A 26,605-nucleotide genomic window follows, 5' to 3' on the forward strand; every position below is an offset into this window, starting at 1 on the left:
ATAACTATATAAACAAAAAAACCCCAGAAAGGGGCTTTGTTATGAGTTGTTAGTAGTTAGTACCTAGTCAATAGGTTAAAAATTACTCATGAAACTTAGAGGATGTACAACAGTCCAAATAAGACAATCCAGACAACATCAACAAAGTGCCAGTAGATTTCTGCAGCTTCTACACCAAAGTGTTTTTCACTAGAATAGTGACCCGTAACGCGCGATCGCCACAACACAGCCAAAATGGCAACGAGTCCAATAAAGACGTGCAAGCCGTGAAAGCCAGTGAGAACATAAAATGCACTAGCGAATAAGTTGGTCGTCAGACCAAACTCCAAATTACTGTATTCGTAAAGCTGTCCGGCTAGGAAGATTGCGCCCATCGCCGCAGTAATTGCTAACCACGTACGCATTCCAGACACGTCATTTTTTTTGATTGCTGTGTCTGCATTGTGAATCACAAAACTACTGGAAATTAGGATGATCGTATTAACTCCAGGTAGTAGCAGTTCTAATTCTGGCGTTCCCTCTGGTGGCCATGATGGTAGCACAGAGCGAAAAGCTAAATAAGCGCTAAACATACCGAAGAAAATCATTCCTTCAGCAACTAGAAACAGAATTAGCCCAGTAATGCGATGGTCTGGATGTTCTTCGTGATGCGCTGCGGCTTCTGTGTGGTGATAGTTAAGTGCTGTTTTTGCTGGGTCAATTGTTTGACTTTGCATGATTTCATTAAATAACGAATGTATGCGTAGTGAATTATGAGCGACTGACTTTTATCCTTCACAATTCATCAAGTTACTTGCGGTCTTCTGGATGAGCAGCAACCTTGGGATCGGGATCGGCACGCAATGCTGAATTTGGACCTGCTGCTAAAGCAGGTTCTCTTTCGTCAGAAAGTGGGACTTTCTCCACTTCCTCATCGTCACCGTGACTCATGCCGTAGTCGTACGGTCCGGTTGCTAGCACAGGCGGCTTGTCAAAATTCTCAATGGCAGGTGGTGAAGTTGTCATCCACTCTAAGGTGAGTGCTTGCCAAGGGTTATTACCTGCTTTAGGACCGTACATCCAACTCCAAATCGCGTTGATGATAAACGGAAATGTGGAAACGGCAAGTAAATAAGACCCCATCGTGCAGATAAAGTTGAGCGTTTCAAATTTAGGGTCATATACTGCGATGCGGCGGTTCATACCCATCATGCCCAACTTGTGCATTGGCAAGAAAGTTAAATTCAAGCCCACGATCGTGAGGGCAAAGTGTACCTTACCCCAAAACTCGTTGAGCATGCGCCCAGTCATTTTGGGAAACCAGTGGTAGAAACCTGCATAGATACCGAGGACGCTACCACCAAAGAGAACGTAGTGCAGGTGAGCTACTACAAAATAGGTATCGTGAACGTGAATGTCAAAAGGTACAGCAGCTAACATAATGCCGCTAATTCCCCCAATCACGAACGTTCCGACAAAGCCCATCGCAAAGAGCATTGCACTATTGAGGCGTAATTTACCGCCCCAAACCGTGGCTACCCAACTAAATACTTTGATCCCTGTAGGTACGGCGATGATCATCGTTGTGATCATGAAAAACATCCGCAACCAACCAGGAACACCACTAGTGAACATGTGGTGCGCCCAGACGATCAAGCCCAAAAAGCTAATTGCCAAACTCGAATAAGCGATCGCTTGATAGCCAAAAATGGGTTTACGCGCGTGTACAGGCAAGATTTCGGAAATTAGCCCGAAGAAGGGCAAAATCATAATGTAAACCGCTGGGTGCGAATAAAACCAGAACATGTGCTGGTAAACAATGGGATCGCCACCGCCAGTTGGGTTAAAAAACGTTGTACCTGCGAGTAAGTCAAATGCTAAAAGAATTAACGCACCGGCGAGTACAGGAGTCGAAAGCAAAGTAATTGCTGAAGTTGCCACCATTGCCCAACAAAATAAAGGCATTTGGTTAAATGTCATGCCTGGGGTGCGCATCTTCCAAATGGTCACGAGGAAGTTAATTGCCCCCAGGATTGATGAAGTCCCTAGCAACAGGACGCTCATAATCCAGATCGCTTCGCCTACCTGTCCTGTGACTAGACTTAGAGGTGGATAAGATGTCCAACCCGCATCAGGGGCATCCCCAATTAATAAGCTGCTGATCAGCAACAAACCAGCAGGTGGAATCATCCAGAAGGCAACGGCGTTCAACCGTGGAAATGCCATATCCTTTGCCCCGATCATCAGGGGAATGAGATAATTCGCAAATCCTGCGCCTGCGGGTACGATCCACAGGAAGATCATGATCGTGGCATGAAGCGTAAACAAGCTGTTGTAAACTTCTGGGCTGACAAAATCTGTTTCTGGTGTTTTGAGTTCGGTTCGTACTAAGTCAGCTAAAACACCACCAATACAGTAAAAAATAAACGTTGTGACGAGGTATTGAATGCCGATGACTTTGTGGTCGGTATTAAAGCTGAAGTAATCGCGCCATTTTCTTACCCCTGGTTCCTCACTTAGGGCAGGAAGGTTAGCGCCTTCTTGTAGCTGTGCTTGTGTCATAACGAAAGAGAAAGTAGAAAGTAGAGAGTAGGGGTATGATATTTAACCCCTAACACCTTTAATGATGAGTGTGATGGATTTGTTGAAGCATTTCTGGCTGAATGCCCAAATCACTGACGTAAGGAGCTAAAAATTCTGCGGGAGATAAATCGGCTGAATTCATAGCAACTAGCTGCTGCGCATCGCGACTGGCAACTTGCTGCTCTTTTTGCCATTGCTCAAAGGCTTCTGGTGTCTCGATGACAAATTGCGTATTCATCGCACCGTGGTACGGGCCGCAAAGTTCAGCACAGATTAGCTTATACTCACCTACAGTTTTTGGTGTAAAGCGAATTTCTGACTGTCTACCAGGAATCGCATCTTGTTTGAGGCGTAATTCTGGCACCCAAAAAGCGTGGATCACATCGTTTGCTGTCATGCTGATTTGAACTTCGCGCCCTACCGGAACGTGTAATTCACCTGTTGTAATTCCTGTATCTGGATAGGTGAAGATCCACGCGTATTGCAATCCTGTGACGTTGACCGTCAGTGCTGGGGGTGCTCCTTCTTTGTCAGGGCTTGCACCAATTGTAGGAGAAACAACTCCAACGCCAGGCGCGTTTCGTCTTTGGGGAATTTGGTCAGCGTTGCGAACTGCTGCGGTTGCTGGGTCTTGCATTGCCGCGTCAGATTTTTCCTGGTTCAGGTTAGGATCTGCGCTTGGCGGTGTATCGCTCAGCGTTGCAGCGATCGCGGCTCCTGGCATTCTGACTGCTTGTTCTCCTATTGGAGCATCGTGGACGGCATGCGGACTAAATCCACCAATTGAGTTATAGACATCAAAGCTATAGATAGCAATTCCAATAACAATAATAGCCGGTACTGCTGTCCATAAAATTTCTAGTGGAATATTGCCGAACACTGGTGGTCCATCAGAATCGTCACCAGGGCGACGACGATAGCGAATCGCAGAGTAGATTAAGGCACCTTCCACTATCAGAAATAAACCAGTGGAGATCGTTAACATCGCATTGAAAAGCCCATCTACTAACTCGGCTTCGTCTGATGCAGGGGCTGGCAACAGACCATGGTTCTGACCGTACCAAAGGCTGACTAAGGTGACGACGATACCAACGAGTAAGGTCCAGATCGAAGATGGAATGTTCACGGTTTTTAATGACTTTACTTCTATTGTTAGCTCTGCTTATCTACCACGGTAGTGCAGGGAAAAACTACCGTCGAGCCAAGAAGGGTTTTTTTTACTAATTTCTTTGGGATCGCTCAATAAGGCTTACCTAGCATCTTTCTTTAGTATGACCTGTGGCAGATGTTAAGCACAGTAAATTGTGTTACTTATTAACGTCATTGATATAAGCAAACTTTAACAAGTCATCAATTGCAATTTTTATATTACATAGAATAATCATCTAATCGCACTCAAAGCTCAATGTAGCTCATTTTCTATTAGTAATGCGCTAGCGTGGAAATGAGCAGATAATCACAGAAACGTTAACATTAATAGCTTTCAATCAGGCAGAAGGTATCGTTCATGACCGAATCCGTCCTGCATCAACAAACTGTAACGGGTGGTGAGCAGTCGCAGCCAAAAGAACGAATCCGGCGGCTCGTATGGAAAATTGCGATCGCGACCTTAATTTTGATGGCAATTGGCAGCGCCACCCGCGTAATGAATGCTGGGCTTGCTTGTCCCGATTGGCCTTTATGCTACGGCGAGCTTGTCCCCACAAAACAAATGAATTTCCAGGTCTTTCTGGAGTGGTTTCATCGTCTAGACGCAGCCATGGTAGGTTTGGGCGCGATCGCACTCGCAAGTTTGTCGTGGTGGAACCGTCGCGCATTACCGCAGTGGCTTCCATGGGCAGCAACGTTTGCACTAGGTTTGGTTGTCTTCCAAGGCGTGCTCGGCGGGCTAACTGTCACCGAACTATTGCGGTTTGACATTGTCACCGCGCACTTAGGTACGGCGCTTTTGTTTTTTATCACGCTACTGGCGATTGGTAGCGCACTCGTCCATTATCAAGGAACTGGCACAGCAGGAAACTTGCCTTGGATAGGTTTAATTGCTGCGATTACCGTTTATCTACAAAGCTTGATGGGTGCATTAGTCGCATCGCGCTGGGCGCTGCATCAGTGTTTTGCGGGTAACGCCTTGTGTAGTGTCATGTATAGTCATATCGGTGGTGTTATTCCGTCTACACTAGCAATTATTGCGGTTGTCTTTTTCGCGTGGCGAACTCCGGCATTGCATCCAGCTTTACGGCAACTTGCTAACATGGCAGGTGGTTTGCTCGTTTTACAAATTTTGCTTGGGGTAGCAACCTTCCGCTTGCACTTGCAAGTCGAGCCACTCACGGTAGCACACCAAGTTGTCGGTGCTGTTTTGCTGGGATCGCTTGTTGTGTTTACCGTACTGGGCTTACGAGATCGCGCGACAAGTACTATTGCCATCCCCACGACTGAACCATCGAATTTATAAAATTGCAGCCAATAAAAGCGCGAACAGCAATTTTGTGACAAGGGCAAATTCGCTTGCTCGTTGGCTGCGTGTTGTTTCAACATTAAGGAATTGGTGCAAATATGATTGAGACGAGTGTCTCGCGCCATCATCAAAATCTTTTTCAAGTGATTCAAAGCTACTACCAACTAACGAAGCCAAGAATAATTCCACTTCTACTCATTACAACTGCTGCGAGTATGTGGATTGCATCGCAGGGAAAAGTAGACCCTGTGTTACTCGTGGCAACGTTAAGCGGTGGAACTTTCGCAGCTGGCGCAGCACAAACAATTAACTGCATCTACGATCGCGACATCGATTATGACATGGAGCGTACTCGCCACCGACCTCTTCCCTCCGGACGAGTCCAACCGCGCGATGCCTTAGTTTTTGCGATCGCACTAGCAGTGATTTCTTTTACCTTACTAGCAGTATTTGCTAACTTGCTTAGTGCGTTGTTAGCGATGTCAGGCATTGTCTTCTATGTCGGTATTTATACTCACTTGCTCAAACGCCATACCACACAAAATATTGTGATTGGTGGTGCAGCAGGAGCCATTCCCGCGCTCGTTGGTTGGGCAGCAGCTACCGGTTCATTAAGTTTACCTGCTTGGGTAATTTTTGCGATTGTGTTTCTGTGGACTCCACCACACTTCTGGGCGCTAGCACTCATGATCCGCGATGACTATGCCAAAGTTGGAGTGCCTATGTTACCTGTTATTGCGGGTGATACAGCAACGACTTGGCAAATTTGGCTATATACGCTGATATTGATTCCTACTACGTTACTACTTGTTTATCCGTTGCACGTCTCAGGGATTGTCTATGCGGGTATTGCGTTAGTATTGGGAAGCGTCTTTATTAAAAAAGCTTGGGGATTACTCCACAATCCGAGCGACCAACAACAAGCGCGATCGCTGTTTCTCTACTCAATTCTTTATATGATGTTGCTGTGTGCGGGCATGGTGATTGATAGCTTGCCAATTACGCATCAAGTCACTACTGCTGTGATGGCTTTTAGCGGACAATAACCGGATGGTGGGCAAAAGCCCACCACGAATCATCGGATTGATTGTTGCAATCGCGCTCTTAACTGCAATCAAAGCTTAAAATAGAAATGAGAATTGTGTAGAATTGTATCTTTTTTCAGCAGAGATATAACTTATGGCTCCTGCGGTTTTCATTGAAAATTTAAAGAAACGCTACGGCTCAACGGAAGCTGTCAAAGAGATCTCCTTTCAGGTCGAACCAGGAGAAATCTTTGGGATCTTAGGTCCTAATGGCGCAGGAAAAACAACAACACTACGAGTGTTATGTACGCTTGCTAGACCTGATGCAGGGCAGGTTGCTGTATCAGGAATCTCAGTTGTAGATTCTCCTAGAGAAGCTAGAAAAAAATTGGGTTACGTTGCTCAGGAAGTCGCATTAGATAAAATACTTACCGGACGCGAATTATTGCAACTGCAAGCAGCGCTGTATCATTTACCCAAGGCTGTCGCAAAAGAAAGAATCGAGACTGTCATTAGTTTATTAGACTTGGAAGAATGGGCAGACAAGCGTACAGGAACCTATTCAGGAGGTATCCGCAAACGTTTAGACCTCGCGGCAGGTTTACTTCATGCCCCAGATGTCCTAGTTTTAGATGAACCTACAGCAGGGCTTGACATTGAAAGTCGGTTTGTCGTTTGGAATTTCTTACGCCGCATTCGGGAAGCAGGGACAACAGTATTAATTACAAGTCATTATTTGGAAGAAATTGACGCTTTAGCAGATCGCGTCGCGATTATCGATCGCGGCAAGGTAATCGCAGTAGGAACTCCTTCAGAATTAAAAGATCGCGTCGGCGGCGATCGCATTACGCTCCGCATTCGCGAGTTTTCTCCAGAAGAAGAAGCGAGTAAAGCAAAGAACTTGCTCGAAAATTTGCCTTTTGTACAAGAAGTGATTATCAATAGCGCCCAAGGCAATTCGCTCAATTTAGTTGTCACGCCCCACAACGATGCCTTAACCGCTGTTCAGCAATCGCTCAACTCCGCAGGTTTACCCATTTTTGGTATTGCCCAGTCGCGCCCTAGCTTAGATGACGTATATCTAGCTGCGACGGGAAGAACATTAATGGATGCTGAACTTGCCGCAGCAGGAAGCCGCGATCCCAAGGCAGAACGCAAGCAGAATATGCGATGACAAGAGAGGTCAGAGATCGGGAGTCAGGGTCAAAGTAAATTTATAGATGAAAAGAGAATGATGAATATATCTTAAAGCTAAATAGCGATCGCGTACTTCTTCATTGTCCTCCGACCCCTGATCCCCCATCCCAGAGTTCTTCATAATCCTAAATCTAAAATTATTATGAGTCGTACTGTTACACCTCCTAAATCTGAAATAAACTGGCAGCAAGTAGCATCACCGCAAATTACTACTGGTGCTAATAGCTCGATCTTGAATGAATTAGTTCAGGAAACATTAGCGCTAACACGTCGACTATTTATTCAATTACAGCGACGTCCCTCAACACTAGTTGCTGGTATTATTCAGCCTGTTATGTGGCTTATTTTATTTGGCGCACTGTTTCAAAACGCACCGCAAGGATTGTTTGGCAATAGTCAAAGTTACGCGCAGTTTCTCGGCGCTGGTGTGATTGTCTTCACTGCTTTTGCGGGTGCGCTTAATGCCGGATTACCAGTGATGTTTGACCGCGAGTTTGGCTTTTTGAATCGCCTACTCGTCGCACCGCTTGCATCTCGGTTCTCGATTGTTTTAGCTTCAGCAATCTTTATTATTACTCAAAGTTTACTGCAAGCTGCTGTTATTGTTGCCGCAGCAGCGTTTCTAGGGGCTGGGCTACCCGATGTTACAGGATTAGGCGTGATTACCTTAGTTGTCTTTTTACTGGCTTTAGGCGTAACTGCATTGAGCTTAGGCTTAGCGTTTGCTTTACCTGGTCATATTGAATTAATCGCTGTTATTTTCGTAACAAACTTACCTTTACTTTTTGCGAGTACAGCGTTAGCACCGCTATCTTTTATGCCTAAGTGGTTGCAAGTTGTGGCAACGCTGAATCCTCTAAGTTATGCGATCGAACCAATTCGCTATCTTTATACTCACAGCGATTGGAACTTGAGCAGTGTAGTGATGCAAGCACCTTGGGGAACAATTACATTTGGTGGAGCGTTGCTAGTATTACTTGGCTTTAGCCTTGTTGCCTTACTTAGTATTCAACCACTGTTACGTAAGTCACTTGCGTAAGATATAAGCATCACAACAGTCTTTACCCCATCAACCCTATGAAACTACCGCGTGTCTTACTTCATTACATACTTTTAGGAACAGCTGCTGGAGTTGGTATGGCATTTTTGCTTCTACCCAAGCAAAGCTTAGCTCAAGTAACAAATAGTGCAGATCCCCAGGAGATTTTTAGAAGAGATCGCAACAACGATCCGTTTTCTAGCCAAAATACGAATGATTCTTTTGGCATGTTTGACTTAATTCACCGCGCCCAAATGGGAACTATGCGCGATCCTTACGAATATGCAAATGAGCAAAATCAAAACATAAATTCGGCAGCAGAGGCGTTTCGCGCGCGACAAAGACAACTTATTCAACAATCCCGCCAGCAGCAAGCTACTCCTGCTAACTCAACTCCATCACCAATAATCCGCTTGGATAATTAAGCTCACGCGAATTTTCCCAAAGTTTATAGTTTTTTTGCAAAATAGCCACAAAGTCAGATCCGCGCTTTGTGGCTACTTGTTTAAAGTCCTAGTGCTGCTAGAACGTCGCTAGCATGAGTTGTTGTATTGACTGCACTATCTATATGGACAATTTTACCATTAGGATCGATCACGTAAGTGACGCGTTTAGCATAACCACCGCCATCAACATCGTAAGCTTTGATAATTGAGCCATCTGTATCCGCCAGTAGCGGAAAATTCAAGTTGTACTTCTGTGTAAACTGTTGATGCGAAGCTTCGTCATCTTTACTGACACCCAAAACGACAATATTTTTGCTTTCATATTCACTTCGAGCATCGCGAAAGCTACAAGCTTGCTTAGTACAACCTGGAGTGTCGTCTTTAGGATAGAAGTACAAAACTACTGTTTTACCAGCAAAGTCAGATAGTGAAACAGTATTACCATTTGTATCTTTGGCTGTAAAGTTAGGCGCATCAGTACCGACGGCTAGAGTCATATTTAGTATCTCGCTAAGTTTTAATCGTTGAGCTAATTACTAAGGTTATTCTACCGTCTACCTCTGTTTAAAGCTTTTAGGCGATCGCTTGCAGCTAAATTTTGCGAATTTGTTCGCATTATAATCAGGCATAGTTTGTTAAATAAAATACATTTCTTAATAAAATCTTCCAATTATTAAGGCGTGATAAACAACATTACTAAAAACATAGAACTTTATAAATTAACCGTAAAAATGCTGAGATAACCCTAGGCGAAGGAATTCTTGATAGTTAACTTGGTAACTAACTAATAGGTGAAATTACGTACCTATAGTAAGGTTTAGTTTTGGTTTTACCAAACACCTACTCCAGGTGCGATTTGACCTAGTACACTTAGGTTCAGGTTTTCCCAAGAATGCCTTCCTCTAATCAACAACTATCAGTCTCTGTAATTATTCCAGTCCACAATGGGGGTGAGATTTTCCGTCGTTGCTTGTCTAGCATTGTGGCTGCTGTACCTCCTCCGCATGAAGTTATTGTTGTCGCAGATGGAGATACCGATGGTTCTTGGTCTGTAGCACAAGAATATTACGTAAAAGTACTGAGAATTCCTGTATGTAGTGGACCTGCAAAAGCACGTAATGTAGGAGCGCAGGCTGCTACGGGTGACATCCTTTTTTTTGTGGATGCCGATGTCACAATTTATCCTGATACAATTCGCCAAGTTGCAATCGCATTTCAGTGCGAACCAGAATTAGCAGCCTTGATTGGTTCTTACGATGATGCACCAGGAGCCCAAAATTTTTTATCGCAGTATAAAAATCTCTTGCATCACTACGTTCATCAAACGGCGCGTGAGGATGCGTCTACTTTTTGGGGGGCTTGTGGTGCGATTCGCCGTGAAGTTTTTTTTGCTGTAGGTGGTTTTGATAATAGTTATCGGCGTCCTACTATCGAAGACATCGAATTGGGCTATCGATTAAAGCAAGCAGGCTACAAAATTAGACTTTGCAAATCGCTGCAAGTGAAACATTTAAAGCGCTGGGGAGTCATTTCCTTGCTGCGTGCGGACTTTTTCTATCGCGCTTTACCTTGGACAGAGTTAATTTTACGCGATCGCCAACCACTGAACGATCTGAACTTACAGCTTTCTAGCCGTCTCAGCGTTGTTTTGATCTTTGCAATGTTGGGTGTAGCAATTGGTAGTGTGTGGTGGACAAAGTTGCTGGGCGTTGTTGTGTTGTTAGGCGGATTGCTACTTATTCTTAACGCTCCAGTTTACCAATTTTTTGTGCGTCAGCGCGGTTGGTGGTTCGCGCTACGAGTCATTCCTTGGCATTGGCTTTACTACTTCTACTGCGGTTTAGCATACGCGATTGGGACAGGTCGTCATTATTGGCGGCAAAACAAGCGATTTGCTGTTAGCCAAACTTCGTGATTGATGTTTGCAACCTAGTGTTTGCGTCAGTGGCGATCGCGACTAACGCACTTATTGAAAAGTTTATTTGACTTAAATAATTTTTCCTACGGAGTTATACTTATGCATCATCCTGTAGTCATTATCGGTGCAGGACCAGCTGGTCTTACGGCTGCCTACGAACTTGTTAAGAATGGTATCAAACCGATTGTTTTTGAAAAAGGCGACAAAGTTGGTGGAATTTCACGTACAGAAACTTATAAAGGCTACCACTTTGATATTGGCGGACACCGCTTTTTTACCAAAGTAGAAGAAGTACAACAATTATGGCTGGAAGTTCTTGGCGATGAGTTTATCAAAGTTCCGCGACTATCGCGAATTTACTATAAAGGTAAGTACTACAACTATCCGTTAAGCCTATTCAACACGTTATCTAACTTGGGTATTTTTGAAAGCTTTCTCATTCTACTAAGCTATCTTCAGGCAAAGTGGCAACCTAATCCGGTTGAGGAAAACTTAGAACAGTGGGTAATTAACCGCTTTGGCAAGCGACTTTATAAAACATTTTTCAAAACTTATACAGAAAAAGTTTGGGGAATTCCCTGTAACGAAATTCAAGCTGAGTGGGCAGCACAAAGAATTAAAGGTTTATCACTCAAAAAAGCTATTACAAACGCTTTATTTGGAACAAATAATACCAAAACTTTAATTAAAGAATTCGACTATCCTGTTCTTGGTCCTGGAATGATGTGGCAAAAATTCCAAGCCGCAGTCGAGGCTCAAGGTGGTCAAGTCGATCTTAACAGTAGTGTTGTCCGTTTAGAGCATGACGGTAAACGTATTGAACGCGTTATTGTGCAACAAGATGGCAAACTCGTGAGTGTTGCTGGAGATCATTTTATTTCCAGCATGCCGATCGCAACTTTGATTCATCGCCTAGATCCGTTACCTCCTGATGCCGTATTGCAAGCTGCACGAAACTTAAATTATCGAGATTTCTTAATTGTCGCACTTATTGTTAACCGCGAACATTTATTCCCAGATAACTGGATTTATATTCACAGCCCCGAAGTTAAAGTAGGACGCATTCAAAACTTCAAAAACTGGAGCGCAGCAATGGTTCCCGATCCTACAAAGACATGTTTGGGAATGGAATATTTCTGCACAAAAGGTGATGGAATTTGGACAATGTCTGACACAGAGTTGCTTGATTTAGCAACAAGTGAATTGGCTAAATTAGGTTTAGCAAATGCTGCTGATGTAGAAGATGGTGTTGTTATTCGTCAACCTAAAGCTTATCCTGTTTATGACCATGAATATCGCCGTCATCTCAAGGTGATTCAAGACTATTTAGCAACATTTGAAAATCTGCAAACAACAGGTCGTAACGGAATGCATCGCTATAACAATCAAGATCATTCGATGCTTACAGGATGGTTAGCTGCTAAAAATATTTTGGGTGAAAATCACGATTTGTGGGAAGTTAACACCGAACGTTCGTATTACGAAGAATTTACGATAAAGCCAGCGCAGCAAGAGAAAGTATTGGCGAAGGTGTAAATCAAAATCGCGAGATTTGCCTCCTAAATTCCCACAATTGGAGGACTTCACCTTTAGAATCTCTAGAATTGGAAGCTATCTTTTACTGTGGGATTCTCTAACCTTAATAAGTATTTTAGCTTCATTGTATTAGCTTATGACTTTACCTTGCTTTTCCATTATTATTGAGACGGAAAATTTATCGAGTGCGGAGTTAGAAGGACTGTCACGCTGTTTGGATACGCTAGCGAATCAAGACGTATCTCCGACAACGGCTAACGAGGTCTTGATTGTTGAAAGTGGTGATGTTCCTGTAGATGTGATTGAGCGGTTGCGTCGAGATTATCCATGGTTGACTTTTCGCCGCGCCGAACCAGGAATTGAGTATTATGCAGCAAAAATGCAAGGCGTGGGTTTCACGACTGGAGACGTTATTGTCTTTTGCGATTCGGACTGCACTTATCGATCTGATTGGTTGCGCAATTTATTGACTCCGTTTGCTGAGAATCAAGATATTCAAGTTGTAGCCGGAGAAACAACAACACCCATTTTTAATCCCTACGAATTGGCGATCGCCTTAACGTATATTTTCCCTCGGTTCTCGCAGTTGTCATCTTTGCAGCCGTCTGCGAGTTACTTTTGTAACAATGTTGCTTTTCGGCGTGATTTTCTACTGAAATATCCGATTCCTACGCAGCTACCAATCTATCGCGGTAATTGTGTTGTCCACGCGCGATCGCTCAAAACGCAAGGCTACACGATTTGGAAGCAGCCACAATCGCAAGCAACTCATGCTGCGCCTAACGGCTTGTCACACTTTTTCTGGCGTTTTTTGCTTTTAGGTTACGATGCGATCGCTGTGTGTCGGTTGTCGTACGACGCGCATCAATCACAGCTAATACAAGATTTACGGGCTTGCTTGCGCTTGAGTTGGAATAAAGCAACCGAGTTTACAAGTCGCGTTTACACCGTTTTTGCCGAAGACTGGCGGCGAATAGTTTATCTACCGTTAGCTCTACCAATTGCTTTAGCAGCCTTAGTGCTTTATTTTACAGGTTTGATTTTGGGTTGGGTTAAACCTAATGCTTTCCTGAATGCTGGCGACAAAGTGGAAGTGAGTTGGGAACAGTCTTAAGTCTGGATTTTTGTGTTGCTCATGAATTACTCTGCTGCAAAAAGTCAACATATTCTAGGTGGAACAATCCGCATTTTTTTAGCAGAAGCGTTGTTGTTACCAACAGGGATTGTAACTGCGGGCTTTCTGACGCGGCAATTTGGTCCTGAAGGATATGGTTTATTTACACTGGCTGCAACGCTGATTGCTTGGGTGGAGTGGAGTGTAACGTCGGTTTTTACTCGCACGACGATTAAGTTTGTGGGCGAAGCTGATGATTGGCATCCTGTCGCAACGACAGTACTGCGGTTACATCTGGCTGTGGGTTGCGCGGCGATGTTACTCGTTTGGTTGTGTGCTTATCCAATTGCTAATTTACTCGACGAGCGGGCGATCGCGATGTATTTAATTTTGTTTGCGATCGATATACCGTTATTTTGCTTGGCGTATGCACACCGCAGTATCCTGGTTGGTGTTGGTGGTTTTAATCAACGCGCGAACGCTACTGCTGGGCGCTGGATTGCACGATTGCTGCTTATTTTACTCTTAGTTGAGCTAGGGCTTTCGATTCCTGGAGCAATTCTGAGTACAATCGGAGCCTCAATTGTCGAACTCGCAATTAGTCGTTGCTACATTCGCCCTTCGCTATTGACTCGCTCGAGTTTTCCCGCACGGCAATTAGCTAACTATGCTGTACCACTGTTTATGTTTGCGCTGTCAATGCGTCTTTATGACAAACTTGATTTGTTTGCGCTGAAAGTTCTCGGCGGTACCGCAGCCGAAGCAGGGTTTTATGGTGCTGCCCAAAACTTATCATTAATTCCAGGGATTTTTTCTCTCTCGTTTTCACCACTTTTGCTTTCTAGTCTTAGTCGTACTCTGCACAACGGTGACATAGCATCGGCAAAAAAGATGAGTCAAAATGCGTTGCGCGCGATCGCTGCGATGTTAACCGTCGCTGGAATTATTGCTGGTGCTGCGCCAGAAATCGTGCAATTAATTTTTGGCAATGCATTCTTACCAACTGCACCATTATTAGCCATTTTAATTTTTGGCGCGATCGCGTTAGCAATGATTTCAACAACGACAGCCATTCTAACTGCTGCAAGTAAACCTAATTGGACTTTTGTGCTAACTGCACCATTAGTTCCTTTAGCCGTTGTGGGATATACATTAGTTATTCCTCGTTGGGGTGCAATTGGCGCAGCTTGGGTATTTACATTATGCGCCACATTCGGCGCAGCCGTGACAGTTGGGGCAGTTTACCATCTTTTACGCGTACTTCCTCCTGCAAGCACGGTAGCAAGAAGTTGCTTAATTTGTGCAAGTGTCTATACTATCGCAGCAATTGTACCGACGCAGGGTTTACTACTATTACTGAAGCTATTCGGCATTACACTCTTAATTCCTTTATTTTTCTGGTTACTCGGTGAATTTAGCCAAGCTGAAATTTATCAAATTATTTTGCTGATTAAGTCCAAATTAAAGCATCAAAAATCGCACTAATCTTGATTACTAATGTCCTACGAATCAAAATTATTTGTTTCTGTCATTGTTCCAGTATTTAATGATGCTAAGCGCTTAAAGCTTTGTCTAAGCGCGTTGGAAAAACAAACTTATCCGCAAACACTCTATGAGGTTATTGTAGTTGACAATGCTTCTGACCCAGAACAAAATATTGCTAGTGTAGTTGCTCAGTTTAAACAGACAAAGACTGTTTACGAACGTTCTCCAGGTTCTTATGCGGCGCGTAATAAAGGCATATCGCACGCGCAAGGTGAAGTTATTGCCTTTACAGATGCTGATTGTATTCCTGCACCAAATTGGATTGAAAATGGCGTCAGAAATCTTGTAGGAACGCCAAACTGTGGCTTAGTCGCAGGTAAGATAGAAATCTTTTTCAAAAATCCACAACGCTTAACAGCAGTAGAACTCTATGAAAGTATTATGGCTCTACCGCAGCGAGAATTTCTTGAAAAACATCACTACGGTGCAACAGCAAATGTTTTTACTTGGAAAAGTGTGATTGAGCAAGTAGGAGTTTTTGACGCTAGCTTAAAATCGAGTGGTGATGTTGAATGGGGACAGCGTGTAGCTAAATATGGTTATAAACAAGTTTATGCAGAAGATACCTGTGTAGCTCATCCGGCTAGATCTTCTTGGCGTGAACTGTATAAAAGAAGCATTCGACACGCTGGTGGTTTTTATGATTTACAAGTGAAAACTTCTAAGACATTTTGGGAAAGAAATCATAAGTTTTTTGTTAGCTTATTTCAAGATCTCACACCGCCTTTAAATTTTACATTAAATGTATTTTTGGATTCCAGATTAGAAAATTTCACACAAAAAGCAAAAGTTTCTTCTGTCATGTTTTTTATTCGATACGTGAGTGCTTGGGAGAAAATGCGATTGAAATTTGGTGGAGATTCAGCAAGAGAGTAGTTTTTGTAAAAACTTAGAGGCTAGCTTATGACATCATCAACGCATCAAGAACTTTTATTCTCTATTATTATTCCTACTTATGCTCGTCCCGATCGCCTCAAAAACTGTCTACACGCGATCGCCCAACTTGATTATCCACGCGATCGCTTTGAGGTGATTGTTGTAGATGATGGTAGTCCTATGTCGTTAGAACCTGTTGTTGCGCCTTTTAGCAAACGATTGACGCTGACACTATTGAAGCAAGTTAATTCAGGTCCAGCAACAGCACGCAATCATGGTGCTGCAAAAGCTAACGGGAAGTTTCTTGTTTTTACTGACGATGACTGTGCGCCAGCTTCCACTTGGTTAACCGCCCTAGAGAAGTGCTTTGAAACAGCGCCAGAGTCTTTGATTGGTGGAAAGACGTTGAATGCTTTACCCAATAACCTATTTTCAACGGCAAGTCAGTTATTGATTGATTATTTATACGCTTATTACAACTCTACTGCACAACAAGCACAGTTTTTTGCTTCTAACAACTTTGCTTTGTCTGCGAAACTATTTCGTACTTTAGGTGGTTTTGATACGACTTTTCCGTTAGCCGCAGGCGAGGATCGAGAGTTTTGCGATCGCCTCTTACACTACGGTTACTCAATGCTTTATGCTCCTGAAGTTCAAGTTTACCACGCGCACAAATTATCATTGCGGTCATTTTGGCGTCAGCACTTTAATTATGGACGTGGCGCTTTTTGTTTCCACCAAGCACGTTCTCGGCGTAATGTAGAACGAATTAAAGTTGAACCACTCTCGTTTTATTTTAACTTGTTGCGATATCCGTTATTAGTGCGATCGCATCATTCTGTTCTAGTATCTGCCTTATTCGTTCTCTCTCAAATAGCAAATATTGCTGGATTTTTTTGGGAACGGTTTAATCAAAAATCCAAGTCTTTTATTGCCTCACAAACTGTAGTCTAAAACTAAATTACCTAAAGCTGATGTCAGTATTAAAAACTATCTTACCTTTTTCTCGCAAAGATTCTATATTTACTTTTTGGCTCGTATTGTTATTTTTCTTTGTTAGTCTTATTGGGATTCTTAATCATGAAGTGTGGTTAGATGAAATTCAAGCATGGTTGATTGCTAGGGACAGTACATCTATAGTTGACTTATTCCGCAATCTCAGATACGAAGGACATCCAGGTTTATGGCATCTCAATTTGTACTTCATAAGCCGAATTACGCATAATCCAACTGCTATGCAGTTATTTCATCTTATAATAGCTACGATTAACATTTATGTTTTTGTCAAATTCTCGCCTTTTAATAAACTACACAAAGTTTTATTTACATTTAGCTATTTTCCCTTTTATGAATATAGCATTATCAGCCGTAACTACAATCTAGGTATATTATTCATTTTTTTATTTTGCAAATTTTTTCCCACTCGCAAAAAAAGTTATTTTATTCTTGCATCTCTCCTAAGTATACTAGCAAATACTAATGTTTATAGTTTTATTATTTCTATTTGCTTGTTTTTGACTTTGATAGTTGATTTTATCAGCAATAGCTATTTCCTAGAAAATTTTAGATATAGAATCAAAAATATCCTTATAAGCTTTGCTATTTTACTTTTTGGCTATGCAGTGGCACTTTTACAAATAATTCCTCCTGCTGATGCTAAGTTTACAGGAAGCACGCAAAACTTTGGTGAATCTAATAATTTAATCAATACTATTAAACATTTATCTTATGTTTTAATGACAGTTTGGAGAAGCTATGTACCACTGCCAAACTTTTTGGAAGATCATTTTTGGAATACTAACTTACTTATTGAAGGTGCTGGTTCGCTAAGAGTAATTGCATTGTTCTTTTCTTTGATTTTATTAATATTTTCTATAGTGATTTTTATTCGTAAGCCAATCGTATTATTTTTATATACTTCAGGAACTTTCGGTATTTTATTATTCACATATACTAAGTTTTCAGGATATCTAAGACATCACGGTCATCTCTTTATTTTACTTATAGCGTGTTTATGGCTTACTAGCTACTATCCTAGACGTTATACTCAAAGAGGTTTACCTAAGTTTACACATTTTTTCACCAAATATAAGTATCAAATTTTAACAACTATCTTGTACGTTCATGTATTAGCTAGTGTATTTGCCTTTAGTATGGATTTAATACATCCTTTTTCTGCTAGTAAGGAAGTTGCTCAATTTATTAAAAGTCAGCAATTAGATAATAAATTAATTGTTGGAAGTAAAGACTATGCGGTAGCTCCAATTTCTGCTTTGCTAGATCGTCAGCTATTCTATTTGGAAAGTAACAACTTAGGCAGTTTTATTTCTTGGAATCAAAGAGAAGATTTAAATGAAACAGAGTTTATTCAAAGGTTACATAGTGTTGTAACCCAGAACAATACACCAATTCTCTTGATTCTTAATTATGCGCTTTATGACCAAGCCTATAAAATGTTCAATATTTCACCTCTATTTCAGTCAAGCCAAAGTATTGTTCATGGAGAAAATTATTACCTGTATTCATTAACAAATAAGCATACTGCTCTCAAGAAATAAACTTTGAAGAGCCCCATTTATAGTAGCTAGTTATTACTATGTATAATGAATAGAAAATAAAGTCAACTGTATGATTGACTAAGTGATTAATAACTTGTGAAATTTTATAATTATTGAAGTAACAAGTAATAACTTTTATCTATATTCTGGCAATATCCAAGGAGGAAGTATTCCTTTATTTAGTCTTTCTACATAGCAAGTTGCTCTGTGTTCGTATAAAGATGCTTCTACTACTATCTTTATGAGTTGTTTGAGTAAGGTTTGACAATTTAGGCTAAGTAGGTTTTGCTTTTTTAGTTTTTGAGCAACTTTTCTAAGATATTGAATTAATCGCCAACGTAGCGTATTGGTAGAATTATTTGTTCTGTAAACTTTGTAATTACTTTCAATAAAATATTCGTAACCAAAATGAGTGTATCCAACAAGTATGGTAGAAAGTTGTGGTATCCGCGTATCTAACATTTGCTTTAAAAAAGGAAGACTGTTGATAGTAATAGCAAGAATTTGTGGTAAATAAGGAATTAAATCTCCAGAATTACAAAATCGATATAACGGAGTATCAAATAATATAATTTCTCCTGTGCATACAGGTGGACAACCAAATGTGTAAGTTTCCAAAATATGGGGAGCAATAGGCTTAAATCCTAGCTGATTGAGTTTGTTGGCAATTAATATTGCAGCTGCTCCTCCTAAGCTATGTCCAGTAATAGTAATATCCTTCTTACCATTATCTTCTCTTAGCAAGATTTCTTGTAGCTGGTTCCAAAGCTGTTCAACGTAGTATTCAAATCCTGAATGAATACCTTGTGCATTAGGTACGATTAGAAGGTCATAAAAATAGTCTTCAATCTTTTGTGAACCGCGAATAACAATAATAATTTCTGTTTGTGTGGATAGCACAAAACTACAACAATCACTTTCATCGACCAAACCAGGCTTCTGATCGAGGTTGAGAAATTCAATTTTTTGGTACTTTTGAATAAATGGCAAACACCCAGAGGTTAATATGTTACGCACAACTGTGGTATTTTGATTGAGAGCGACGTAAGCAAGTTGTGTAAGGCAAGCCATTTCAAGCGCGCGTCTGCGGCTGCAACTAACAGATACTTCGGTACGCATATGCAAGTAAAATTAATAGGACAATAAATTAGTTTCGAGTTGCTGGATCGGGATAACCGCGAGCAATATCTGACCATTGAAAATCAATTGACGCGGCGATCGCACATGCTTGGTCTGTGAGGCGATCGCCAATCAAAATTTGAGGTGTTCCAGGCGGAATGTTGTAGTGTAGTTGTAAAGCTTTGACCATTCCTGCTTGTGGTTTACGAAATGTACCAATTAGGTGTGGGTAAAGTGATGACAGTAAAATAGGAGAGCTATCAGCATCTTCTAACAACCAAGCCGTTTCTCCAGAGTCGTAGCAGAAGCAAAAGCCATTTAAAGGCAATTGATACATTAGCCATCTAGCTTCCATCACAACATCTTCTATCGTTTTCTCGCCAGAATGCCAACGTTGATTACTAACGACAAAATTGTATTTGTAGGTACTAAGTAGTTGCTTAACTCCTGGTAAAAGTTGCTGTTGATCTGGAGCTTTAATATAGAATGGATTTCCTCTTTGGTATGGAGTAAGATTTTCCCAATTTGGAACGTATTGAGGGTAAGGACGACACAAATGTCCGTCGCGATCGTGGTAAGCAATCATTTGAATCAAACTGATATTGTTTTGTAGTGCTTAATAGAAATTCTTTCAGCTGCTGCAACTTAAGAAATAGGGACTTCTCTAAGCCTCTGCTGTCGCCAGTCTCGTTTTTGCAATACTCGATTATATGCGCCAGTTTCTACCCACTTAAACAGTTCAGATGCTCGCATAACTGTCCAAGGATGTTCTTGCCACATTGTACTCATCACTTTAGCAACTTTGTCTAAGGTTTGATAGTCATATCCTGCCAGGGCTATTTCACTCTAAAAGTAGACTTCAATTGTTTGAAACCGAACCCACATTGTGGTAGAAATACAAACTGGATTCTGGAAGCATCTTCACTCTGCATCACGTCACGTACATAATGCATTTTGTTTTCCACTCTTTAGTAGGCACGAATTCGATAAGCAAATTGCTGCGGTTTCCCTCATTGAAGAGGAGTAAGGACACTGCCAGCTTAAGGGAAACAACACGCTTGGGCTAAAATGAAATAGCCCTGTTCACTTAGAGGAAATTATTTAATTTCCAAATGTTCCAAAACTATCAGCCCAACCGTTTTGTTGTAGTCTATTGTAATAGTTGATTTTAGCATCGTAGCCTTGCATACGACGCTGATAAAATTGTTGTAGCGCAACACAAGCTTGTGAATTTCCTAATTGAAAGCAGGAATACTGTAAAATAGCTTCCTGTTGTTGCAATCGAGCTTCAAACTGGTTAATAAATTGTTGACTGTCACTGGCTATTGCATTAGCTTGTTGTAATAAGTTATTAAGCTTTGGATTTGTAGTTTGAGCGTTTGCAGTATAACTTACAGCAATGGTGCTAGCTAATCCTAAGATAATACTTAAATAAAGAATGACGGTTCATTTTTATCTCCTAGTATCGCTGTAATAAGTCAAATGTATTTAACTCAGAAGATGTCCGCTTTTGTTCATCTAGTAACTTTGAGCTTGATTTATAGAATAAAGATTGATTTAAAGAGAAGCATTAGACTTTTACACAAACTTAGTTGCCAATATTGAGCATAGTTAGTGCACAATTATGTAATTTGGATTGCCGAAAACTACATTGGTTAGGCAAGCTGCCTTGCTTAAAATGGTTGATAGCGTAGTGAGAAATAAAGACCTCGATCTTGTAGTGAATCACCTCGGTTATCAACAGAAATTAAGGGAATACCGTAGTCGAGGCGGAGTGCTAGATTCGGGCTAACTAACCAGCGTAAACCTAATCCTAAACCAGCAAGCGTTGCAGGATCGGGATTGGGAAAGCGATTATTCCAGGCTGTACCAACTTCAACAAATGGTGCAATTTGTAGTATGTTTGGATCGGATGTCAGCGGAACGCGAACTTCTACTGAACCTAAAATGGCATTATCTGCAACAATTTCGTTTTGACGATAGCCGCGTATAGTATCGACTCCACCAAGACCGAATCTTTCTAGTGAAAGTAAAGAGTCTGGAGTCAACTGTGCATCGATTCGAGATAGTACAACAATTCTAGGTGATAATTGTTGTACCCATTGGAATTGACCTAACCAGCTAAAAAATCTACCATCAGTACCAGTATCGTTGATTGTTGCATCAAAGGCATCGATACCAAAACTAAATTGCGATCGCGCCGCTAAAACTCGTATTGTCCCGCGGTCTACCCAATCTTGCGCAAAGCGTACTACACTAACTCTCGCTTCGCCATTATCGGGTCCTTCATTAAAAGAAAATGGTTGACCGTCTAAAAATGTACGACTGCGACGGAGATCGAATGCTAAAGATAGTCCAAATTCGTTGGTAGGAGTTTGTGATACTGGCTGACGAAATGACAATGAAAAGGTACGAGTGTCGCTTTTGATATCAAACTCGCGAAAAGCATCTTCTATGATACGGCTATCGCTGTTTCCGTAGCGCACGCCCAGCGTACCATTACTCGCATTGACAGGAATTGTATAGTTAATGTCGTAAATGTTGAGTCCTTCGGTAATTCCGTATTCTGCACTCAAGCGATCGCCAAATCCTAATAAATTATTGTGCGTTGCAAATACACTCGCTTGCAGCGAACCAATGCTAGGAGACTGACGATTATCGGTAGTGACACCAGTACTGAAGGAAGGAGCTTCTTGTAGACTGACTTGCAAAACGTTGCGCCCTGGAGTACTACCCGCAGTTAATTCTGCATTGACTTGACGAATTAAGGGATCGATTTGCAATAGTTGTAATGCGCGTTCTAGGCGTTGTTGGTTGACGGGTGGTTTTGTTGCAAGTTCTAAACGCGATCGCACGTATTCTGAACGCAACCTTTGTAATCCATCAATATCGATTCGTTCGAGTTCGCCTTCAACGATTTGGATTGTGACAACACCGCCAGTAATATCTTGGTTTACAGGTAAAAAAGCACCAGAGGTAACGTAGCCATTATTGATATATAGCTGAGTAATATCAGTACGCAGTTGAATTAAATCTTCAAAAGTGACTTCGCGGTTTGTGAAAGCTTGAGTTAATTCAGCAATTTCGTTTTGTAAAACTGTGCTTCCTAGTACTTCTACTTGCTTGACAAGAAAGCGATCGCCTGTGGGTGGAGGAACTTCTGGTGATGGAGTTGGGGGAACTTCAAGCCTAGGTGCGGGTGATGGAAGTTGTGGCGGCGGCGTTTGTGGTAATTGTGGCGGTTGCGGAATGGTGCGTTCGATAGTTTCTGGCGTATCGGGTGGAAGCGTGGTTCCTGGTGGGGGAGATTGTGCTAGAACGCTTCTGGTGATGAGAATGGGAATGATACTGAGAGCGATCGCGATTCCCTTCTCAGTTTGGAGTGCACTAAGAAACTTAATTTTCATTTATTAAATTTTATTCAGTATTTTTGCTGATTTTTTATTATTTTTTAGCTTTAATTTATACACTAAAATGCCGCATAAAAAATGTTCTTTGTTATACTTTTTAATAAGAACTAAGAATAACTAAGAACACTCGCGACTCAAAATTAGTTGCCCATTACTCAAGCGGTAGGCACCTTGCGGTTCGACGATAGGATCTCCTAGTTGCCATGTACGAGAGCTTGTATCTGGTATCGAACGTACACTACCAGTAGAATATGTAGAAGCAGCTTGCTCTCCTGGACGACTTGGCAAACCGCCAGTGCCTGTAATAAGGAAACTGCCTGCTTGATTGCGACTACGCGCTACACAACTATTTGCTACTAGAGTTTCAGTATTGAGGATGTTTGTAGGTAATTCTGTCAGGCTATTTTGGATAAAACTAACATCAGGAATATCAACAACACCTGCGACTGCACCAGTGGCATTAATATCAACACGGTTATTACCATCTAGAGTATTTGGATTGCTATTAACTGCGGCTGGTTGAAAGTTTTCACCGAAGAATACAGGGGTATTAAGCGCAATATTACCACCGCGACCATCTTGGGCAAAGGCGAGGATATCGCTATCATCAAATGCGAGGATTGAGTTAGCACTTAAGGTGATGTTACCACCGCCACCAGTACCACTAGCAACATTGGTTTGAATGTCACTGTCACCATGTAGGCGGATATCTTGGGCTGTAATGGATATTTCCCCACCACTAGCTTGAGAAGCACTAGTCGAAATTTCTCCGTTATTGGCTTGTAATGTGCCTTGTACTTGAAGTTCAATATTTCCAGCGTTTTGCTGTCCTTGACTTTGGCTCGTCAAAAGTCCCTGTTCTTCAATCCTTAACTGTCCCGTGCTAATCTTTAAATTACCACCTCTACCACTACTACTTGAACTGACAGCAGCACTTAATTCACTTCTTGAACCATCAGCCGAAGTTCCTACTATTTCTAAAGAACCTGGTGCATCGATTTGTAATGTTCCGGCACTACCTGTACCATCAGTTTGAACCGATACCCGCGCTCCATCTCTTACACTCATTCGTTCAGTTGTAATGGTGAGGTCTCCACCGTTACCAATTGCCCCTCTTTCGACACCAGCACTAATAGTACTGCGTAATTTATTAGCAGTTCCAATGACTTCTACTAAATCGTTAGCTTGTATGCGTAACTCTCTTGCGTTTCCTCGTGCATAAGTAGAAACTGATACTCTACCTCCATCTCTAACGCTTAACTGTTGTGTGTGAAGTGTTAAATTTCCACTATTACCTGTAATGGCTTCTGGGCTGGCAGGGGTATACACCTCCGGTGGAGCAACATCAGCCCCTAAAAAACTGGGTGCGTTATTCTCGTTTGTACCGACAACTTCTACAAAGTTTTTGGCGTTAATGAATATGTCGCCACCATTTCCCTCACCAAAAACTGAAGCCTCGACACGTCCACCATCTCGAATACTCAGTCGTTCAGTTGTAACTGTGACTTTGCCTCCGTCACCTCTGGGAAGGACTTGAGAACGAGGATCTTGTAAAATACCAGCAAAGATACCCGTAAAGAAATCAGGCTCAAGAGTATTGAATATCTGTATATCAGCAGCATCAATTTTAAGTTCGCCTGCATCTCCTTGCCCAAAAGTAGCGACTTGCACTTTGCTACCATTACTAATGCTCAAGCGTGGAGTTTTTAAAGTTAAGTCACCTCCACTTCCTGCGCCTGTGTTTGGGTTAACTTGAGTAAACAAACCACCAGGAAATCCAGTCTCCTCATTTTCGCCAGCAATTTCCCCATTCAGAACCACAGATTCTGAAGCATGAACTGTTAGATTGCCTGCATTTCCATTACTAGAAGTAGAAGCAGATATTCGAGAACTATCCAGACTCAAACGGTTAGTCTCGATTTTTAAATCACCTGCATTGCCTTGTCCATAAGTGTCAGCTTCAATCAGTCCATTGTTGGCAATTGAGAGTAAGTCTGTAGAAATGCGAATGTTGCCTCCACGCTCTTGACCAAGAGTAGATGTAAAAATCAGACCACCATTGAGTAAAGAAAGCGATCGCGTTTCGATATCGATACTACCTCCCTTTGCGTTAGCAAACGTGGCTGCTGAAATTCCTGCATTATCTGCGATGACAATCGAATCAAAGTCATGAAGCTGAATATCGCCTGCATTGCCAGCAAATATTGTACTTGAGACAATCAAAGCACCATCGCTGAGGAAAAGCGATCGCCCTTGAAGATTAATATCACCACCACTGCCATTACTCGCCAACCCAAACAAAGCAGAGCCTACAGTGCTATATATACCACTGGCATTGCCATTGCTACCTCTTCCTAATAAAGAAATTGTGTCTGTAACTCGAATATTAATGCTGCCTCCATTTCCCTGTCCAGCAGTTGCGGAAGCAACTTGAGATGCATTTACTAGATTTAGCGATTGAGCAACGATTTTGATATCACCACTATCACCTATAGAACCAGGCAAACCCCTACTAGCAATATAGCTTTGCTCTGAAAGCTTGACCAAGCCAGTTGCATCTACTAAGGTATTCCCTGCTTTAGTATTGGTACTTCCCTGACTTGGTAATAAGCTTGAACCGATAGAACTCCCAGTTAACAAATCAAGATTATGGGTGTGAATTGTAAGATCTCCATCACCACCTGAAACAATAAACCCTGCTGCATTTGTCAAAAAAATGTCAGCCCTAGGTAAATCATCTGGAACTGACAAACTAAAATTACTGCCATTATGTTCTAAGCCTACGGTTCCTATTCCTGCCACTGCTGCAAGCTCAACACTACCAAAAGCCACGATTTGACCGCCATCTGCGATAATATCTCCACCAACGAGTAGTAAACTTTCACCAACTGGAACTGTTAGACCTAAACCTGCTAATGCTGTTGATTTGTTTGCAATAGAACCAATATTAATTTGATTAAATAGAAATGCTGAAGGACTCACTGTTAAAAGTGATGAAGGCACATTAGGACTTGATGTATTAAATAAACCTTGTTCGCCAAACTTAATTGCATTAGCCGTTGTTGCAATAAAAGAGCCTGCAACATTCAAACTACTATTTTCCCCAAAAATAATACCATTGGGATTCATCAAGAATAGGTTGGCATTACCTAAAACACCAAGTGTACCCAGGATGTTAGAAGCGTTGTTTCCTGTAACTCGACTGAGAATGTTTTCAATTCCCGCAGGATTACTAAAGTAAGCGCCTCTTCCTGCATCAATATTAAATTCTTGGAAACTGTGAAATAGGTTAGCGCCGCGAATTGCACCACCATCAATGCGATCGCTCGAAGTCCCATTAATGACGACATCAGGTGTTACCACCGAATTTTCACTACCAAGCGTGGTATCTGGGGTAATCTGGGCTTGGACGCAAGTTGGTGAAAGCGCGATCGCTCCCACAATTGCCACAATTTGCCCTAGCTGCAATCCACAACCAATTGCGCTGTTAGTCATCACGAGTATACTGCCTTAACAAATTAATGACTCGGATCTGAATTAGGATGATTTGGTTCAGATTATACTTGTATCCTTATTTACCTCAAATAAATATTTTCTTAAGCGTCATTATGGGAATTAGCAACTTAATATAGCGAGTCTATTGCAGTTGTGATTTGTCCTCAAGGTTGTCAATGGTGAATGGTCATTAGTTAAAGGCGATTCACCAGTCACCATTAACTATTATCTGCCTTAATGCTGATGTTCATGAATCTAATAGAAACGCGATATATTGAACTGATAGAAAGGTTATAAAGCTAACTAG

The 26,605-nt window shown here is 41.8% G+C and carries 22 protein-coding genes; 12 read left to right on the forward strand and 10 right to left on the reverse strand.

Features of this window, described 5'->3' with window-relative positions; all coding sequences use genetic code 11:
• Positions 1–95: 95 nt before the first annotated feature.
• From B1A85_RS05200 to B1A85_RS05210, 3 genes are all read right to left on the reverse strand, one after another.
• On the reverse strand, positions 96–716 hold the full coding sequence (locus B1A85_RS05200; RefSeq protein ID WP_104545816.1) for a heme-copper oxidase subunit III: 621 nt from the start codon (positions 714–716) through the stop codon (positions 96–98).
• Between the two features lie 73 nt (positions 717–789).
• Positions 790–2,541, reverse strand: a complete 1,752-nt coding sequence (gene ctaD / locus B1A85_RS05205; protein ID WP_104545817.1) for a cytochrome c oxidase subunit I — start codon at positions 2,539–2,541, stop codon at positions 790–792.
• Positions 2,542–2,599: 58 nt separating this feature from the next.
• Positions 2,600–3,688 (reverse strand): cytochrome c oxidase subunit II, encoded by a 1,089-nt coding sequence (locus B1A85_RS05210; protein ID WP_104545818.1) that lies wholly within the window; start codon positions 3,686–3,688, stop codon positions 2,600–2,602.
• Positions 3,689–4,069: 381 nt separating this feature from the next.
• On the opposite strand from B1A85_RS05210, the gene B1A85_RS05215 reads away from it, so the two are divergent.
• The 5 genes from B1A85_RS05215 to B1A85_RS05235 all read left to right on the forward strand — a co-directional run bounded on the left by B1A85_RS05215 (position 4,070) and on the right by B1A85_RS05235 (position 8,706).
• Complete coding sequence (locus tag B1A85_RS05215) at positions 4,070–5,017, forward strand: heme A synthase (RefSeq protein WP_104545819.1); 948 nt, start codon at positions 4,070–4,072, stop codon at positions 5,015–5,017.
• 101 nt (positions 5,018–5,118) lie between these two features.
• Positions 5,119–6,066, forward strand: coding sequence for a heme o synthase (locus tag B1A85_RS05220; protein WP_104545820.1), 948 nt, complete (start codon positions 5,119–5,121; stop codon positions 6,064–6,066).
• Positions 6,067–6,199: 133 nt separating this feature from the next.
• A complete protein-coding gene (locus B1A85_RS05225; RefSeq protein WP_104545821.1) occupies positions 6,200–7,219 on the forward strand; it encodes an ATP-binding cassette domain-containing protein in 1,020 nt (339 codons plus the stop codon).
• 165 nt (positions 7,220–7,384) lie between these two features.
• Positions 7,385–8,281: an ABC transporter permease gene (locus tag B1A85_RS05230; RefSeq protein ID WP_104545822.1), complete on the forward strand. Its 897-nt coding sequence runs from the start codon at positions 7,385–7,387 to the stop codon at positions 8,279–8,281.
• A gap of 38 nt (positions 8,282–8,319) precedes the next feature.
• A complete protein-coding gene (locus tag B1A85_RS05235) occupies positions 8,320–8,706 on the forward strand; it encodes a hypothetical protein (protein WP_104545823.1) in 387 nt (128 codons plus the stop codon).
• Between the two features lie 80 nt (positions 8,707–8,786).
• Here B1A85_RS05235 and B1A85_RS05240 read toward each other — a convergent pair whose 3' ends face one another.
• Positions 8,787–9,224 (reverse strand): peroxiredoxin, encoded by a 438-nt coding sequence (locus B1A85_RS05240; RefSeq protein ID WP_104545824.1) that lies wholly within the window; start codon positions 9,222–9,224, stop codon positions 8,787–8,789.
• A 395-nt stretch (positions 9,225–9,619) separates the two neighbouring features.
• Between B1A85_RS05240 and B1A85_RS05245 the strand changes: the two genes are divergently transcribed.
• The 7 genes from B1A85_RS05245 (at position 9,620) to B1A85_RS05275 (ending at position 18,274) form a co-directional block, all read left to right on the forward strand.
• Positions 9,620–10,642 (forward strand): glycosyltransferase family 2 protein, encoded by a 1,023-nt coding sequence (locus B1A85_RS05245; protein ID WP_104545825.1) that lies wholly within the window; start codon positions 9,620–9,622, stop codon positions 10,640–10,642.
• Positions 10,643–10,744: 102 nt separating this feature from the next.
• Positions 10,745–12,181 carry an NAD(P)/FAD-dependent oxidoreductase gene (locus B1A85_RS05250; RefSeq protein ID WP_104545826.1) on the forward strand — a complete coding sequence of 479 codons (1,437 nt, stop codon included), beginning with the start codon at positions 10,745–10,747 and terminating at the stop codon, positions 12,179–12,181.
• A 136-nt stretch (positions 12,182–12,317) separates the two neighbouring features.
• Positions 12,318–13,295, forward strand: a complete 978-nt coding sequence (locus B1A85_RS05255; RefSeq protein WP_104545827.1) for a glycosyltransferase family 2 protein — start codon at positions 12,318–12,320, stop codon at positions 13,293–13,295.
• A gap of 21 nt (positions 13,296–13,316) precedes the next feature.
• Positions 13,317–14,780: a lipopolysaccharide biosynthesis protein gene (locus tag B1A85_RS05260; RefSeq protein WP_104545828.1), complete on the forward strand. Its 1,464-nt coding sequence runs from the start codon at positions 13,317–13,319 to the stop codon at positions 14,778–14,780.
• Between the two features lie 12 nt (positions 14,781–14,792).
• Positions 14,793–15,716, forward strand: coding sequence for a glycosyltransferase family 2 protein (locus B1A85_RS05265; RefSeq protein ID WP_104545829.1), 924 nt, complete (start codon positions 14,793–14,795; stop codon positions 15,714–15,716).
• A 27-nt stretch (positions 15,717–15,743) separates the two neighbouring features.
• Positions 15,744–16,670 (forward strand): glycosyltransferase family 2 protein, encoded by a 927-nt coding sequence (locus B1A85_RS05270; RefSeq protein ID WP_104545830.1) that lies wholly within the window; start codon positions 15,744–15,746, stop codon positions 16,668–16,670.
• A gap of 20 nt (positions 16,671–16,690) precedes the next feature.
• Complete coding sequence (locus tag B1A85_RS05275; RefSeq protein WP_104545831.1) at positions 16,691–18,274, forward strand: hypothetical protein; 1,584 nt, start codon at positions 16,691–16,693, stop codon at positions 18,272–18,274.
• A gap of 135 nt (positions 18,275–18,409) precedes the next feature.
• Here B1A85_RS05275 and B1A85_RS05280 read toward each other — a convergent pair whose 3' ends face one another.
• From B1A85_RS05280 to B1A85_RS05300, 6 genes are all read right to left on the reverse strand, one after another.
• Positions 18,410–19,393, reverse strand: coding sequence for a lipase family protein (locus B1A85_RS05280; protein WP_104545832.1), 984 nt, complete (start codon positions 19,391–19,393; stop codon positions 18,410–18,412).
• Positions 19,394–19,421: 28 nt separating this feature from the next.
• Entirely contained in the window at positions 19,422–19,979 is a 558-nt protein-coding gene (locus B1A85_RS05285; RefSeq protein ID WP_104545833.1) for a hypothetical protein, read from the reverse strand.
• Positions 19,980–20,038: 59 nt separating this feature from the next.
• Entirely contained in the window at positions 20,039–20,182 is a 144-nt protein-coding gene (locus B1A85_RS23840; RefSeq protein WP_168192348.1) for a hypothetical protein, read from the reverse strand.
• A gap of 312 nt (positions 20,183–20,494) precedes the next feature.
• Entirely contained in the window at positions 20,495–20,674 is a 180-nt protein-coding gene (locus tag B1A85_RS05290) for a hypothetical protein (RefSeq protein WP_104545834.1), read from the reverse strand.
• Between the two features lie 392 nt (positions 20,675–21,066).
• Entirely contained in the window at positions 21,067–22,800 is a 1,734-nt protein-coding gene (locus B1A85_RS05295; protein ID WP_104545835.1) for a ShlB/FhaC/HecB family hemolysin secretion/activation protein, read from the reverse strand.
• A gap of 120 nt (positions 22,801–22,920) precedes the next feature.
• Positions 22,921–26,298: a filamentous hemagglutinin N-terminal domain-containing protein gene (locus B1A85_RS05300; RefSeq protein WP_104545836.1), complete on the reverse strand. Its 3,378-nt coding sequence runs from the start codon at positions 26,296–26,298 to the stop codon at positions 22,921–22,923.
• Positions 26,299–26,605: the final 307 nt, after the last annotated feature.

The organism is Chroococcidiopsis sp. TS-821 (genome assembly GCF_002939305.1).
In the GTDB taxonomy this organism is placed as follows: domain Bacteria; phylum Cyanobacteriota; class Cyanobacteriia; order Cyanobacteriales; family Chroococcidiopsidaceae; genus Chroogloeocystis.